Here is a 15,509-nt window from a genome sequence, read left to right as displayed (position 1 = left end):
GCATCTTAAAGCTTCACCGATTCATCGGTGCGACAAAACGGCTCTTGGCCACGCTGTAGTTGTCGGGCTCGTCACTGTCGGCGACCTTGAAGGTCATTTCCAGGGAACCTTTGCCGGGCCGTTCGCTGAGCATCGCCACCGACACCGGGACATCGACGATTTCCCCCGGGGCCAGGCTCAACCGGGTCTTGCCCTGCAGGACGAAGCCGTCGCCGTCCACCAGGGACAGCTGATAGGCCTGGCGCTGCTGGGTCTTGTTGATGATTTTCAGGCTGTAGATATTCTCGATCTGGCCGGCGCTGTTTTCGCGGAACAGGCCGCGGTCCTTGCTGACGTCCAGCGACACCATGGGCCGTTGCACCAGCGCCACGGCCAGCGCGCCGATCATCACCAGGAGCACGGCGGTATAGCCGATCAGTCGCGGGCGCAGCAGGTGAGTCTTGCCCCCCTGCAATTGATGTTCGGAGGTGTATTTGATCAGGCCACGGGCGTAACCCATCTTGTCCATGATCGAGTCGCAGGCATCGATGCAGGCCGCGCAGCCAATGCATTCCATCTGCAAGCCGTCGCGGATGTCGATGCCGGTGGGGCAGACCTGCACGCACATCTGGCAGTCGATGCAATCGCCCAGGCCAATATTGGCCGGATTCACCTCGCGTTTGCGCGGGCCGCGGATTTCGCCGCGGGCCGTGTCGTAGGAAATGGTCAAGGTGTCCTTGTCGAACATCACGCTCTGAAAGCGTGCATAAGGGCACATGTGCATGCACACCGCCTCACGCAGCCAACCGGCGTTGAGGTAGGTGGCGGCAGTAAAGAACAGCACCCAGAACAAGCTCACGCCCGCCATTTGCAGGGTCAGCAGTTCCTCGGCCAAGGGGCGGATCGGCGTGAAGTAGCCCACGAACGTCAGGCCGGTGAGCAGGCTGATGGCCAGCCACAAGGTGTGCTTGGCGCTACGGCGCAACAGTTTGTTCAGGCCCCACGGCGCCGCTTGCAGTTTGATCCGCTGGTTGCGTTCGCCTTCGGTGATTTTCTCGCACCACATGAACAGCCAGGTCCAGGAGCTCTGTGGGCAGGTGTAGCCGCACCACACGCGACCGGCAAACACGGTGATCGCGAACAGGCCGAAGGCAGCGATGATCAACAGCGCCGACAGCAGGATGAAATCCTGGGGCCAGAAGGTCGCGCCGAAGATATGGAATTTGCTTTCGGAAAGGTCCCAGAGCACTGCCTGGCGGCCGCCCCAGTTCAACCACACCGTGCCGAAGAACAGCAGGAACAGAATCCCCGCACCGCTGATGCGCAAGGTGCGGAACAAGCCGGTGAAGCTGCGGGTGTGGATCAGGGCGTCGGTGGTCCTGGCCTTGATCTTGGTTGGCGCAGGTTCGAACGTCTGTATCAACTGGACGGGGATTCTATCGCTCATGGTCGGTCGCTCATCAGCCTCTATCTGGCCGGCGCACTATGACCATGGAACTGTTTGCATAACAGACTCAGGTGTTTCGATAAAAACCGGATCAGATGCCGCGAAACCCAGGCGCTGCGACACTTTGATGCACCCATGGATGGACAAACAACGCCTTTTGGCTGACGCACCGACGGTTGGGCGTTCAACACTTTGTGGCAAGGGAGCTTGCTCCCGCTGGGTTGTAGGTGCTGTCGAGTGCAACGAGGCTGCGATCTTTCCACTGACAATTGAGTCGAGAGCGAAAGATCAAAAGATCGCAGGCTTCGCCAGCTCCTACAGAGCCCAGCGGGAGCAAGCTCCCTCGCCACAAGGGATACATTGCTCTGAGCACTGGGATTTTATTGCTCTGGCAGGTGGGCTCAGATCGCCGAGCCGCTGTCCGTGGCCTTGAGGTGCTTGCGCTCATCGACCGCACCGGCCACGGTCAGGGCATCGGCTTCAGCCTCGGTGATGTAGACCCGGTCGCCATTGAGTTCCACGACCGACATGGCTTTGTCCGGGTCGGTGATGATGGTCAGCTCGCTGGCGGGGCGCTGTTCGGTGCCGTTGGGGGTTTCGAAATGGCAGGTCTGGTTGTCATCGATACGGACAGTCATGGCGTTGCTCCTTCTGGGATCATGAATGTTAGGTCCCTCGGCCAAGCCAGGGTTCGTCGCGCCTGATCAGCGGTCGGCTGCACCTCTGGCTTCGCTTGCGGTCCATCGTTTATCCAACGCAAAAGAGGACTGTCAATGAACGCCTGGTGGCATGAAGTCTGGATAACCCTGCAGGCGGAATTCGCCGACATCACCGATGCCCAGCAGATGACCCGGGTCACGGTGCGGCTGGTCATGGCCGCGCTGCTGGGCGGCATCCTGGGTTTCGAGCGCGAACACAAGGGCAAGGCGGCCGGTGTGCGGACCCACATGCTCGTGGCTCTGGGGGCGGCGTTGTTCGTCCTGGTGCCGCAGATGTCCGGGTCCCAGGCCGATGCCATGAGCCGGGTGATTCAGGGTGTGGTCGCCGGCATCGGTTTTCTCGGTGCTGGCACCATCCTGAAAAACAACGACGGCGACGAAAGTCACGTCAAGGGCCTGACCACGGCGGCCGGCCTCTGGATGACAGCCGCCATCGGCGTTGCGGCTGGGCTGGGGCGGGAAGCCACGGCAGTCCTCAGCACAGTGCTGGCCCTGGCGATCTTCAGTGTGATGCCGATGATCGTCCGGGCGCTGGAGAAGGACGACAAGCTGTGACACGAGAACCAGCCTGAACACACACACACAAAACCCTGTGGGAGCGGGGGGGGGGGGGGGGGGGGGGGGGGGGTGGGGGGGGAGCTTTTGTGTATTTGAGAGGGGGCCGCGGGGCCCCCCCCCCCCCCCCCCCCCCCCCCACCACCCCCCCCCCCCCCCCCCCCCCCCCCCCCCCCCCCCCCCCGCTCCCACAGGTTTTTTCGTCATCCAGTTCCTTTATTACTACGCTTGAATCAAACCCGCTCCGGCGGCTTCTCGCTGGGCGGGTCACCCTTGGGCGGCTGCGGGTCCAGCGGCGGGTCTTTCTCGGGAATCGGCTCGGGATCAGGGCTGGGCGGGGGCAAGTTGGGGTCGTCGATGTTCGGATCGGGTGTTTCGGCCGGGATGGGAATATTCATCGGGACGGGTCTCCGTAACGCACATGGCTTGAGTCGTGCTTATGGTTGTTGACCACCCAGCGCCGGGTTTGATCCCGGATGCATCCCGGGGCAAATCCCGCTGAACTTTTAGCCGTCGTTCCGGTTCGGAGTTTAAGTGAGTTTTTTCAGGGACCCGTTGGGCCTTTACCGCCACAAGCGCGTCCATGGGGCGTAAAAGGAGCGATGCTCGATGACTGCCGAACACCCGTCTGACCTGGCCTACAACCCGCATTTGCCGTTGTCTCAGGCCTTGTTGTTGCCGCGTATCGCGATTGAAAACACCATGCCGGTGATCGACGGCGGGCAATTCGCCGCCAAGGCCGTGGCTGGGCAGGACGTGACGGTGACCAGCAAAGTGTTCGCCGACGGTCACGACAAGCTGGCGGTGCGCATTCGCTGGCGCTCGCTTCAGGATGACGTATGGAACAGCGAGGTCATGAGCGACCTGGGCAATAACGGCTGGCGCGGCCAGTTCACCGTGCCGGAGCAAGGCCGCTATGTGTTCTGCATTGAGGCCTGGATCGACCAGTTCGCCAGTTTTCGCTACGAGCTGGAGAAGAAGTTCGCTGCCGGGGTGCCCATCAGCCTGGAATTGCAGGAGGGGCGCAATCACGTGCACATGGCGGCCGAGCGCAGCAGCGGTGAACTGAGCGAGCAACTGGCGGCCTTGCACCACGAACTCTCCGGCCTGTTGCCGAACGAACAGGTGGCGCTGTTCCTGGCTCCACGCAGTGCCGACCTGATGTCCCTGGCCGATCATCGACCCTACTTGAGCATCAGCCCCGAATACCCGTTGGATGTGGAGCGAAAACTGGCCGAGTTTGCCAGTTGGTATGAACTGTTTCCCCGCTCGATCACCGACGATCCCCAGCGCCACGGCACCTTCAACGACGTGCATTCACGCTTGGCGGTGATCCAGGACATGGGCTTCGATGTGCTGTATTTCCCGCCAATCCACCCCATCGGCCGCAGTTTCCGCAAAGGCCCGAACAATTCCCTCACCGCCGGCCCCGACGATCCAGGCAGCCCCTATGCCATCGGCAGCGAGGAGGGCGGGCACGAGGCCATCCACCCGCAATTGGGCAGCCGCGAGGACTTCCGGCGCCTGGTGGCGGCGGCCGCTGAGCACGGCCTTGAGATCGCCCTCGACTTCGCCATCCAGTGTTCCCAGGACCACCCCTGGCTCAAGCAGCATCCCGGCTGGTTCAGCTGGCGGCCGGACGGCACGATCAAATATGCGGAAAACCCGCCGAAGAAATACCAGGACATCGTCAACGTCGATTTCTACGCGGCCGATGCGATCCCCAGCCTGTGGGAAGAACTGCGGGACATTGTGGTGGGCTGGGTCGAGGAAGGCGTGAAGATTTTCCGGGTCGACAACCCGCACACCAAGCCTCTGCCGTTCTGGCAATGGCTGATCGCCGATGTCCGGGCCCAATACCCTGAAGTGATCTTCCTGGCTGAAGCGTTCACCACGCCGGCGATGATGGCGCGGCTGGGCAAGGTCGGGTATTCCCAGAGCTACACCTATTTCACCTGGCGCAATACCAAGGCCGAACTGGCGACCTATTTGAGCGAGCTCAACGAGTCGCCGTTACGCGAGTGCTACCGACCGAATTTCTTCGTGAATACGCCAGACATCAACCCGGCCTTTCTCCATGAGTCGGGGCGCCCGGGTTTCTTGATCCGCGCGGCGCTGGCGACCATGGGCTCAGGCCTGTGGGGCATGTATTCGGGCTTCGAACTGTGCGAGTCGGCCCCGGTACCGGGCAAGGAGGAATACCTCGACTCGGAGAAGTATGAGATCCGTCCCCGGGACTTCACCGCCCCGGGCAACATCATTGCCGAGATCGCCCAGCTCAACCGCATTCGTCGGCAGAACCCGGCGCTGCATACCCATCTGGGCCTGAGGATCTACAACGCCTGGAACGACAACATTCTCTATTTCGGCAAGCGCACGGCCGATGGCAGCAATTTCATCCTGGTGGCGGTGAGCCTCGACCCGCACAACCCGCAGGAAGCCAATTTCGAATTGCCGCTGTGGGAAATGGGCCTGCCCGACGACGCCCAGACCCAGGGCGAGGACCTGATGAACGGACACCGCTGGACCTGGTACGGCAAGTACCAGTTCATGCGGATCGACCCGGCGTACCAGCCGTTCGGGATTTGGCGGATCAGCGTGGCGTGATGCCGCGCGATGTCGAGTGAGGACTGTTGTGGCGGGGGGGGGGGGGCACGCGCCGCGGGGGGGCAGGCGGGGTGTGTAGGGGGGGGGGGGGGGGGCCCGCTCCCCCCCCCGGGGCCCACCCCCCCCCCGCCACATAGACCTCATCACAGAACAAGGCCTCGCCGCATAACAAGACCCCACAAGCCTGTATCCCGCGGCTTTAATGAATTATCAGGAGTTGCACATGGCGAAGAAACCCCGGTCTGCCACCTTTATCAAGGATCCGCTCTGGTACAAGGATGCGGTGATTTATCAGGTTCACGTTAAATCCTATTACGACTCCAATAACGACGGGATCGGCGACTTTCCCGGCCTGATCGAAAAACTCGACTACATCGCCGACTTGGGCGTCAACACCATCTGGCTGCTGCCGTTCTATCCTTCCCCCCGGCGCGACGACGGTTATGACATCGCCGAATACCGCGGCGTCAGCCCCGACTACGGCACAATGGCCGATGCCCGGCGGTTCATTGCCGAAGCCCACAAGCGCAACCTGCGGGTGATCACCGAGTTGGTCATCAACCACACCTCCGACCAACACCCCTGGTTCCAGCGCGCGCGCAAAGCCAAGAAAGGTTCGAAGGCGCGGGACTTCTACGTCTGGTCCGATGACGACCACAAGTACGACGGCACGCGCATCATCTTCCTCGACACCGAGAAGTCCAACTGGACCTGGGACCCGGTGGCGGGCCAGTACTTCTGGCACCGTTTCTACTCCCACCAACCCGACCTCAATTTCGACAACCCGCAGGTCATCAAGGCCGTGTTGTCGGTGATGCGCTACTGGCTGGACATGGGCATCGACGGCCTGCGCCTGGATGCCATCCCGTATCTGATCGAGCGCGACGGCACCAATAACGAAAACCTGCCCGAGACTCATGACGTCCTGAAGCTGATCCGCGCCGAGATCGACGCCAACTACCCCGACCGCATGTTGCTGGCCGAGGCCAACCAATGGCCGGAAGACACCCAGTTGTACTTTGGCGATGTCGACGCCCAAGGGCTGAACGGTGATGAATGCCACATGGCTTTCCATTTCCCGCTGATGCCACGCATGTACATGGCCCTGGCCCAGGAAGATCGTTTCCCGATCACCGACATTTTGCGCCAGACCCCGGAGATTCCGGCCAATTGCCAGTGGGCAATTTTCCTGCGCAACCACGATGAGCTGACCCTGGAAATGGTCACCGACAAGGAACGCGACTACCTGTGGAATTACTATGCGGCCGACCGTCGGGCGCGTATCAACCTGGGCATTCGCCGGCGCCTGGCGCCGCTGCTGGAGCGCGATCGTCGTCGCGTCGAGCTGCTCAACAGCTTGCTGCTGTCGATGCCCGGTACGCCGACGTTGTACTACGGCGATGAAATCGGCATGGGCGACAACATCTACCTGGGCGACCGCGATGGGGTGCGTACGCCGATGCAGTGGTCCATCGACCGCAACGGTGGTTTCTCCCGCGCCGACCCGGCCAGCCTGGTGCTGCCGCCGATCATGGACCCGCTGTACGGCTACCAGTCGGTCAACGTCGAGACCCAGGCCGGCGACCCGCACTCGCTGCTCAACTGGAACCGGCGCATGCTGGCGGTGCGCAAGCAGTCCAAGGCCTTCGGCCGTGGCACGCTGAAGATGCTCTCGCCGAGCAACCGTCGAATCCTGGCCTATACCCGCGAATACACTGGGCCCGACGGCAAGCACGAAATCATCCTGTGCGTGGCCAACGTATCCCGCAGCGCCCAAGCCGCCGAGCTGGACCTGTCGGCCTACGCCGGCATGGTCCCGGTGGAGATGCTCGGCGGTAATGCCTTCCCGCCCATCGGCCAGTTGAACTTTCTGTTGACCCTGGCGCCGTACGGCTTCTATTGGTTCGCCCTGGCGGCAGAAAACCAGATGCCGAGCTGGCACGTGGAGCCGGCCCAGAGCCTGCCGGACTTCACCACGTTGGTGCTGAAAAAACGCCTGGAAGAATTGCTCGAAGCGCCATCGCGCACCACGTTGGAGCAAACCATCCTGCCGACCTGGTTGCAGAACCGGCGCTGGTTCGCCGGCAAGGACAGCGCGATCGAGAAGGTCGATATTGTCTATGGGGTGCGCTTCGGCGATCCACAGCATCCGGTGTTGCTCAGTGAAATCGATGTCACCAGTGGCGGCCAGACCCTGCGTTACCAATTGCCGTTCGGCTTGCTTGCCGAGGACCAGGTCGGCGCCGCGTTGCCGCAGCAACTGGCCTTGTCCCGGGTACGCCGGGTGCGCCAGGTGGGCTTGATCACCGATGCCTTCAGCCTGGAAAGCTTCGTGCGCGCGGTGCTGCACAGCATGCAGGCCGCCACGGTGCTGCCGTTCGCCGAAGGTGAGTTGCGTTTCGAGCCGACCGAAGGCCTGGCCGCGTTGAACCTGGGAGACGAGCCGGAGGTGCGCTACCTGTCCGCCGAACAATCCAACAGTTCGGTGGTGGTGGGGGGCAGCCTCGTCCTCAAGCTGATCCGCAAGGTCGCCTCGGGTGTGCACCCGGAACTGGAAATGAGTGCCTACCTGACCGCTGCCGGCTTCAGCAATATTTCACCGCTGCTGGGCTCGGTGATTCGCCGCGACGCCCAAGGCCAAGATGCGTTGCTGATGATCGCCCAAGGCTACCTGAGCAACCAGGGCGACGCCTGGGAATGGACTCAGAACAACCTCGAACGCGCCTTGCGCGATGAGCTGGCGGACGCTGTGTCCGAGCAGGAGCAGCATTACAACGCCTTGGGCGAGCTGAAGGATTTCGCCGGCATGCTCGGCCAACGCCTGGGGGAAATGCACCAGGTATTGGCCCAGGCCACCGACGACCCGGACTTCGCACCGCAAACCACCAACGTCAAGGAAGCCCAGGCCATCGGCAAGGACGTGGCCGCCCAGGTGGAAAACGCCTTGCGCCTGCTCAAGCAGAACCAAGGCCAATTGAACCCCGCCGACCAGGCCATGGTCGCACGCTTGCTGGAGCACAAGAAAACCGTCCTGGCCCATGTCCAGGAACTGGCCGGCAAGGCCGCGGGTGGCTTGCGCATTCGCGTCCATGGCGACCTGCACCTGGGCCAAGTCCTGGTGATCAAGGGCGATGCTTACCTGATCGACTTCGAAGGTGAGCCGGCGCGGCCATTGCATGAGCGACGGGGCAAGCACAGCCCGTACAAGGATGTCAGTGGCGTGTTGCGTTCCTTCGATTATGCGGCGGCCATGGCGATTCATTTGCACACCGTCGACAGCACGGCCGATGCCGATGCGGCGCGGCAACGGGTCGCCGATCGTTATTTGAAAGAGGCTCGCCAGGCATTTGTCGAGGCATATCGGCTGGCGGCAGCTAGTCTTGCCCATGAGTGGAAGGATGCTGAAGGCGAAGACGCCGCGCTGGCGTTGTTCGGCCTGGAGAAGGCGGCCTATGAAGTGGCCTATGAAGCCGAGAATCGCCCCACCTGGCTGCCCGTGCCGCTGCACGGCCTGGTCGGGTTGTTGAAGGGGCTGCAACCCTTTTCCGACGTAGCCGGACCGATTTAGTGGAGAGAATCATGAGTGTCTCGAATAAAGAACCCCAGGGGCAGGCCAAGGAGTCCTTGTTGCCGGCGCCCCATGACATCGACGCGCTGGTGCGTGCCGAACATCACGACCCGTTTTCCATCCTTGGGCCCCATGGCGACGGCGCCGGCGGCCAGTTCATCCGTGCCTACCTGCCCGGTGCCCTGAGCGTACATGTGTTGGCCCGGGACAGCGGCGAAGAACTGGGTGAGCTGCAAGTCACCGAAACCCCGGGGCTGTTCGTCGGCCATTTCCCTCGCGCCCAGGCGTACTTGCTGCGCACCCGTTGGGCTGGCGGCGAGCAGGTTGCCGAAGACCCCTACAGCTTCGGCCCGTTGCTGGGGGAGATGGACCTTTACCTGTTCGCCGAGGGTAACCATCGTGATCTCAGCGCCTGCCTGGGGGCGCAGTTGAAGACCGTCGATGGCGTCGACGGCGTGCGCTTCGCGGTCTGGGCACCGAACGCGCGACGGGTGTCGGTGGTGGGGGACTTCAACGTCTGGGACGGACGGCGGCATCCGATGCGCATCCGTTATCCATCCGGCGTGTGGGAGATCTTCATCCCGAGGCTCGGTGCTGGCGAAGGCTACAAGTATGAAATCCTCGGCGCCCACGGCATCCTGCCCCTCAAGGCCGACCCGGTGGCGCTGGCCACGCAGATGCCGCCGGACACCGCTTCCAAGGTCGCCTCGCCGCTGAACATCGAATGGCACGACGATGAGTGGATGCAAAGCCGGCGCGAACGCCAGCTACCGGGCGCGCCGTTGTCGATCTATGAATTGCACGCTGGCTCCTGGCAGTGCGAAATCGACGAGGCGGGGGAGGTGGCCCGGCAATACAACTGGCATGAAATGGCCGAGCGGTTGATTCCGTATGTCAAGGACCTGGGCTTCACCCACATCGAGCTGATGCCGATCATGGAGCACCCGTTCGGCGGCTCCTGGGGCTATCAGCCGTTGTCACAGTTCGCGCCGACGGCACGCTTTGGTTCGCCGGACGATTTCGCTGCGTTCGTCAACGCCTGCCACCAGGCCAATATCGGCGTCATCCTCGACTGGGTGCCGGCGCATTTCCCCACCGATACCCACGGCCTGGCCCAGTTCGACGGCACCGCTCTGTACGAATACGGCAACCCGCTGGAAGGCTTCCACCAGGATTGGGACACGCTGATCTACAACCTGGGCCGCACCGAAGTGCACGGCTTCATGCTGGCGTCGGCGTTGCACTGGCTCAAGCATTTCCACGTCGATGGCCTGCGGGTGGATGCCGTGGCCTCGATGTTGTACCGCGACTATTCGCGCAAGGCCGGTGAGTGGGTGCCCAACCGTCACGGCGGGCGGGAAAATCTCGAAGCCATCGATTTCCTGCGGCACCTCAACGATGTGGTGGCGCTGGAAACCCCCGGTGCCTTGGTCATCGCCGAAGAGTCCACCGCGTGGCCGGGCGTCAGCCAGAGCACCCAGCAGGGCGGCCTGGGTTTCGCCTACAAGTGGAACATGGGCTGGATGCACGACTCACTGCACTACATCCAGCAAGACCCGGTGTACCGCGCCCATCACCACAACGAACTGAGCTTTGGCCTGGTGTATGCCTGGTCCGAGCGTTTCGTGCTACCGATTTCCCACGACGAAGTGGTCCATGGCAAACGCTCGCTGATCGACAAGATGCCCGGTGACCGCTGGCAGAAGTTCGCCAACCTCAGGGCCTACCTGAGTTTCATGTGGGGCCATCCCGGCAAGAAATTGTTGTTCATGGGCTGTGAGTTCGGCCAATGGCGCGAGTGGAACCACGACCAGCAGCTGGATTGGTACCTGCTGCAATACCCGGAGCACCGGGGCGTGCAGAAGTTGGTGAGCGATCTGAACCGGCTGTACCGCGAAGAACCGGCGCTGCATGACCAGGATGACGCGCCCCAGGGTTTCCAATGGCTGATCGGTGACGATGCCCTCAACAGCGTCTACGCCTGGCTGCGCTGGAGCAAGGATGGCCGGCCGGTGCTGGTGGTCGCCAACTTCACCCCGGTGCCACGCGAGGCCTACCGGGTCGGCGTGCCGTTCGGCGGGCGCTGGGTCGAATTGCTCAACAGCGATGCCGACACCTACGCCGGTTCCAACTACGGCAACGGCGGCGGAGCCTCCACCGAAGAAGTGCCCAGCCATGGCCAGGCCTTGTCGCTGGAGCTCAACCTGCCGCCGTTGGCGGTGTTGATCCTGCGGCCGGAGGGTTGAGCCTGAATGCCCGAGGCCGAGCGGAGAGCTGGCAACTGATTGGGTGATGCTTGAAGGCGATGATGACTGTGGCGAGGGAGCTTGCTCCCGCTCGGTTGCGCAGCAACCGCCGGAAGGGGGCCGCTACGCAGTCCAGCGGGAGCAAGCTCCCTCGCCACAGGTGTTTGTGGCGCTCATAAAATAAAAGGCCACCCTAAATCCAAATGTGGGAGCGGGCTTGCTCGCGAAGGGGGCTGATAGTCGCCCTCGATGTTGACTGCCAGACCGCTTTCGCGAGCAAGCCCGCTCCCACAGGGGAGAGTCGACTCAGCGCACCAGGCACGGTTGCTTGTTGTTGAACGTCCAGCCCGGGATCAGGAACTGCATCGCCACCGCATCGTCCCGCGCACCCAGGCCCATGCCTTTGTACAGCTCATGGGCCTTGGCCAGTTGGTCGGTGTCCAACTCGATCCCCAACCCTGGTTTTTTCGGCACTTGCACGCAACCGCCCTGGATCTGCAGCGGCGCCTTGGTCAACCGCTGGCCGTCCTGCCAGATCCAGTGGGTGTCGATGGCCGTGATGTCGCCCGGTGCCGCGGCGGCTACATGCGTGAACATCGCCAGGGAAATATCGAAGTGGTTGTTGGAATGGGAACCCCAGGTCAGGCCCCACTCGTTGCACATCTGCGCCACGCGCACGGAGCCCTGCATCGTCCAGAAATGCGGGTCGGCCAGGGGAATGTCCACGGACTGCAAGGTGATGGCGTGACCCATTTCGCGCCAATCGGTGGCGATCATGTTGGTGGCGGTCTTCAGGCCCGTGGCGCGGCGGAATTCGGCCATGACCTCGCGCCCGGAATAGCCGTTCTCGGCACCGCAAGGGTCTTCGGCATAGGCCAGCACTTTGTGCTGGTCGCGGCACAAACGGATCGCCTCCTTGAGTGACCAGGCGCCGTTCGGATCCAGGGTGATGCGCGCCTGTGGAAAGCGCTCGGCCAGGGCCGTGACCGCTTCGATTTCTGCGTCGCCTTGGAGCACGCCGCCCTTGAGCTTGAAGTCCTGGAAGCCATAACGAGCCTGGGCCGCTTCGGCCAGGCGCACCACGGCGTCGGCGTCCAGGGCTTTTTCGTGGCGCACGCGGAACCAGTCGTTGTCGGCGTCCGGTTCGTTGCGATAGGGCAGGTCGGTCTGCTGGCGATCGCCGACGTAAAACAGATAGCCGAGCATCTTCACTTCATCACGCTGCTGGCCTTCGCCGAGCAGCGCGGCGACCGGTACGTCCAGGTGTTGGCCGAGCAGGTCCAGCAAGGCCGCTTCCAGGCCAGTGACCGCATGGATAGTGATGCGCAGGTCGAAGGTCTGCAGGCCACGGCCGCCGGCATCGCGGTCGGCAAAGGCTTGGCGCACGGTGTTGAGGATCTTCTGGTACGTCCCGATAGGGCTGCCGACCACCAGCGAACGGGCGTCTTCGAGGGTCTGGCGAATGCGCTCGCCGCCGGGTACTTCGCCCACGCCGGTGTGACCGGCGTTGTCCTTGAGAATGACGATGTTGCGGGTGAAGAACGGACCGTGGGCGCCGCTGAGGTTCAGCAGCATGCCGTCGTGGCCGGCCACGGGTACGACCTGCATGCTGGTGATGATCGGGGCTTTGCTGGTTTCTGGAAGGCTCATTTGTACTTAATCCTTGGACAATCGAATGATCAGACGTGGCTGGTGGCCGGGTCGACCGGCGTTGTCACCGCTTTGGGCTTGGGCGTGTTGCGTGCGGCAAACACGATGATCGCGGCAATGATCGAGGTGGCCGCCAAGCCGTAGAGGCCACCCTGGATCGAGCCGGTGTGCTCTTCCAGCAGGCCGAACGTGGTTGGGGCGACGAACCCGCCGAGGTTGCCCACCGAGTTGATCAGGGCAATCACCCCGGCGGCGATGCGGGCGTCCAGGTAGGCCTGGGGAATCGGCCAGAACAGCGACGACGCCGACTTGAAGCCCAGGGCCGCGAAGCAGATGGCGACGAAGGCAAAGATCGGCCCGCCGGTGGTGGACATGAACATCCCCGCCGCGGCGATCAACAGGGCCGCAGCGACCCAGGCCTGCTGGAACTTCCATTTGGCCGACAGCGAGGCGAAGGCGTACATGCCGACGATCGACAGCAGCCACGGGATCGAGTTGAACAGCCCGACCTGAATGTCGCTCAGTTCGCCCATTTTCTTGATGATGCTCGGCAGCCAGAACGTGGCGGCATAGATCGTCAATTGGATGAAGAAGTAGATCAGGCAAAACAGGATGATCTGGCGGTCCTTGAGCAACTGGCCGATGGACAGCTTGATCGGCGAGGCGGCTTCCCGAGCGCGCTGTTCATCGTCGATGGCCTTGACCAGCACATCCTGCTCTTCACGGCTCAGCCATTTGGCGTCGTGGGGCTTGGAATCCAGCCAGAACCAGACGAAGACGCACAGGCAGACGGAAAACATCCCTTCGATGAAGTACATCCATTGCCAGCCGTGCATGCCCAGGCCATTGATTTGCAGCAGCAGCCCCGACAGCGGGCCGGAGATCAGCGAGGCAATGGCCGAACCGCTGAGGAAGATGGCGATGGCTTTGCCGCGCTCGACGCCGGGCAGCCAGCGAGTGAAGTAGTAGATGACCCCGGGGAAAAACCCGGCTTCGGCCACGCCCAGCAAGAAGCGCAGGATGTAGAAATGGGTTTCGTTCTGGATGAAGGCCATGCCCGCAGCCACCAGGCCCCAGGTGAGCATGATGCGGGTCAGCCAGATGCGTGCACCGATTCGTTGCAAGAGGATGTTGGACGGCACTTCGAACAGCGCATAGCCGATGAAGAACAGGCCGGCGCCAAAGCCATAGGCCGCCGCACCGATGCCCAGGTCGTGCTCCATGTGGGCACGCACGAAGCCGATGTTCACGCGGTCGATGTAGTTGACGATAAACATGATGACGAACAGCGGCAGGATATGGCGCTTGACCTTGGCGATGGCCGACAGCAGCACCGGATCCGCTCCGGCATTCGCCTTGGGGCTGGATGTGTTCACTGGTTTCTCTCCCACTCGTTATTTTTATGCGGGGCATCGTCTATGTGTCGATGTTGATAGACATCATACAACTTGATTTTTTTGGATGACAAGCAGTTTTTCAGCATGATTGGATTGGGTGGGAAAGGTTTTTATTGCGTGTTTGTTGGCTTTTGCCGAAGTCGTCGATTTTATTCAGGGTTTTTGAAGGTATCGGTAGCACTATCTAATGAGTGCGGATTTCAATGAAAATCGATTGATCTTGAGTGTTGTCATACAAGTTGAGGGTTCGCCGAGGAGATTTCCCGCGCCCGCTGGTGATACGATCAGCCAGCCTGTTTTCAAGGAACCCCGGCGATGCCGCAAGATACCGAAGCGCCCCTGCGCAAGCGCACCCACAACCTGGCCCATGACCTGGTGGCGAAGCTGAGCCAGAGCATCCTGCTGGGGCAGTTGAAACCGGGCGAGAAGTTGCCGTCGGAAGGTGCCATCGTGCAGGCCCATGGCGTCAGTCGTACGGTGGTCCGTGAGGCGATTTCCAAATTGCAGGCCTCGGGGCTGGTGGAGACTCGCCACGGCATCGGCACCTTTGTGCTGGCGCAAACTGGCGAGCAGGGGCTGCGGCTGAATGTCGACACCGCTGCGGGGGTGCGGGCGATGCTGGAACTGCGTCTGGGCCTGGAAACCCAGGCCGTCGCCTTGGCGGCCCAGCGTCGCAGCGAACACCAACTGCAGCAGATGCGCCAGGCGTTGGAGGATTACCAGCGGTTGTCCAGCAACAACGACAGCTGTGTCGAAGCTGACCGGCGTTTCCATCTGCTCATCGCCGAAGCCACGGACAACGCCTGTTTTGTCGAGATCATGCAGCACCTGGGCAGCGCGATGATTCCCAGGACCCGTGTGAACGTGGCCGAGCGCGGCCAGGCGGATCTGGGCAAGCTGGCGCAGTTTGCCAGCCTTGAGCACGAGGCGATCTTCAACGCCATCAAGCGCCAGGACCCGGACGCCGCCCGCGCCGCCATGTGGCTGCACCTGACCAACAGCCGTGACCGATTCGGCGCGGGAGCCTGACCCACCGCCTTCGCGAGCAGGCTCGCTCCCACAAAGGATCAGCGGTGCAGCGATACCTGAGCCCCCTCAAAACCACTGTGGGAGCGAGCCTGCTCGCGAAGGCGGCGGTACAGCCGACATCTCCCTCAACTGACCCACCACCATCGCGAGCAAGCTCGCTCCCACAAGGGATCAGCGGTGCAGCGATACCTGAGACCCCCTCAAAACCACTGTGGGAGCGAGCCTGCTCGCGAAGGCGGCGGTCCAGCCGACATCTCCCTCAACTGACCCACCACCATCGCGAGCAGGCTCGCTCCCACAAAGGATCAGCGG

General features: G+C 62.4%; 10 protein-coding genes. 5 read left to right on the top strand and 5 right to left on the bottom strand.

Translation table 11 applies throughout. The features are described from left to right. Positions 1-13 precede the first annotated feature (13 nt). Complete coding sequence (gene ccoG / locus ACIPQ1_RS16480; protein WP_250965329.1) at positions 14-1,426, bottom strand: cytochrome c oxidase accessory protein CcoG; 1,413 nt, start codon at positions 1,424-1,426, stop codon at positions 14-16. Between the two features lie 401 nt (positions 1,427-1,827). After that, a complete protein-coding gene (locus ACIPQ1_RS16475) occupies positions 1,828-2,064 on the bottom strand; it encodes a DUF3203 family protein (protein ID WP_411385090.1) in 237 nt (78 codons plus the stop codon). 135 nt (positions 2,065-2,199) lie between these two features. On the opposite strand from ACIPQ1_RS16475, the gene ACIPQ1_RS16470 reads away from it, so the two are divergent. Beyond that, positions 2,200-2,700, top strand: a complete 501-nt coding sequence (locus tag ACIPQ1_RS16470) for an MgtC/SapB family protein (protein WP_186708554.1) — start codon at positions 2,200-2,202, stop codon at positions 2,698-2,700. A 233-nt stretch (positions 2,701-2,933) separates the two neighbouring features. Here ACIPQ1_RS16470 and ACIPQ1_RS16465 read toward each other — a convergent pair whose 3' ends face one another. Next, a complete protein-coding gene (locus ACIPQ1_RS16465) occupies positions 2,934-3,098 on the bottom strand; it encodes a hypothetical protein (protein WP_411385089.1) in 165 nt (54 codons plus the stop codon). A 211-nt stretch (positions 3,099-3,309) separates the two neighbouring features. Here ACIPQ1_RS16465 and ACIPQ1_RS16460 point away from each other — a divergent pair, with 211 nt between their 5' ends. The 3 genes from ACIPQ1_RS16460 to glgB all read left to right on the top strand — a co-directional run bounded on the left by ACIPQ1_RS16460 (position 3,310) and on the right by glgB (position 11,121). Further along, on the top strand, positions 3,310-5,307 hold the full coding sequence (locus ACIPQ1_RS16460) for an alpha-1,4-glucan--maltose-1-phosphate maltosyltransferase (RefSeq protein WP_411385088.1): 1,998 nt from the start codon (positions 3,310-3,312) through the stop codon (positions 5,305-5,307). A 223-nt stretch (positions 5,308-5,530) separates the two neighbouring features. After that, on the top strand, positions 5,531-8,875 hold the full coding sequence (gene treS, locus ACIPQ1_RS16455) for a maltose alpha-D-glucosyltransferase (RefSeq protein WP_411385087.1): 3,345 nt from the start codon (positions 5,531-5,533) through the stop codon (positions 8,873-8,875). 11 nt (positions 8,876-8,886) lie between these two features. Next, on the top strand, positions 8,887-11,121 hold the full coding sequence (gene glgB / locus ACIPQ1_RS16450) for a 1,4-alpha-glucan branching protein GlgB (protein WP_186708576.1): 2,235 nt from the start codon (positions 8,887-8,889) through the stop codon (positions 11,119-11,121). A 306-nt stretch (positions 11,122-11,427) separates the two neighbouring features. Here glgB and gudD read toward each other — a convergent pair whose 3' ends face one another. Together gudD and ACIPQ1_RS16440 are read right to left on the bottom strand one after the other, a co-directional pair. Further along, the gene (gene gudD, locus ACIPQ1_RS16445; protein ID WP_411385085.1) at positions 11,428-12,771 is read right to left on the bottom strand and encodes a glucarate dehydratase; all 1,344 of its coding nucleotides are present in this window, start codon (positions 12,769-12,771) and stop codon (positions 11,428-11,430) included. A 29-nt stretch (positions 12,772-12,800) separates the two neighbouring features. After that, the gene (locus ACIPQ1_RS16440; RefSeq protein WP_446534444.1) at positions 12,801-14,147 is read right to left on the bottom strand and encodes an MFS transporter; all 1,347 of its coding nucleotides are present in this window, start codon (positions 14,145-14,147) and stop codon (positions 12,801-12,803) included. Positions 14,148-14,483: 336 nt separating this feature from the next. On the opposite strand from ACIPQ1_RS16440, the gene ACIPQ1_RS16435 reads away from it, so the two are divergent. Then, a complete protein-coding gene (locus tag ACIPQ1_RS16435; RefSeq protein ID WP_446534443.1) occupies positions 14,484-15,197 on the top strand; it encodes a FadR/GntR family transcriptional regulator in 714 nt (237 codons plus the stop codon). Positions 15,198-15,509: the final 312 nt, after the last annotated feature.

The organism is Pseudomonas sp. LARHCG127 (genome assembly GCF_052871455.1).
This window is presented reverse-complemented; position numbering and strand designations above follow the sequence as displayed.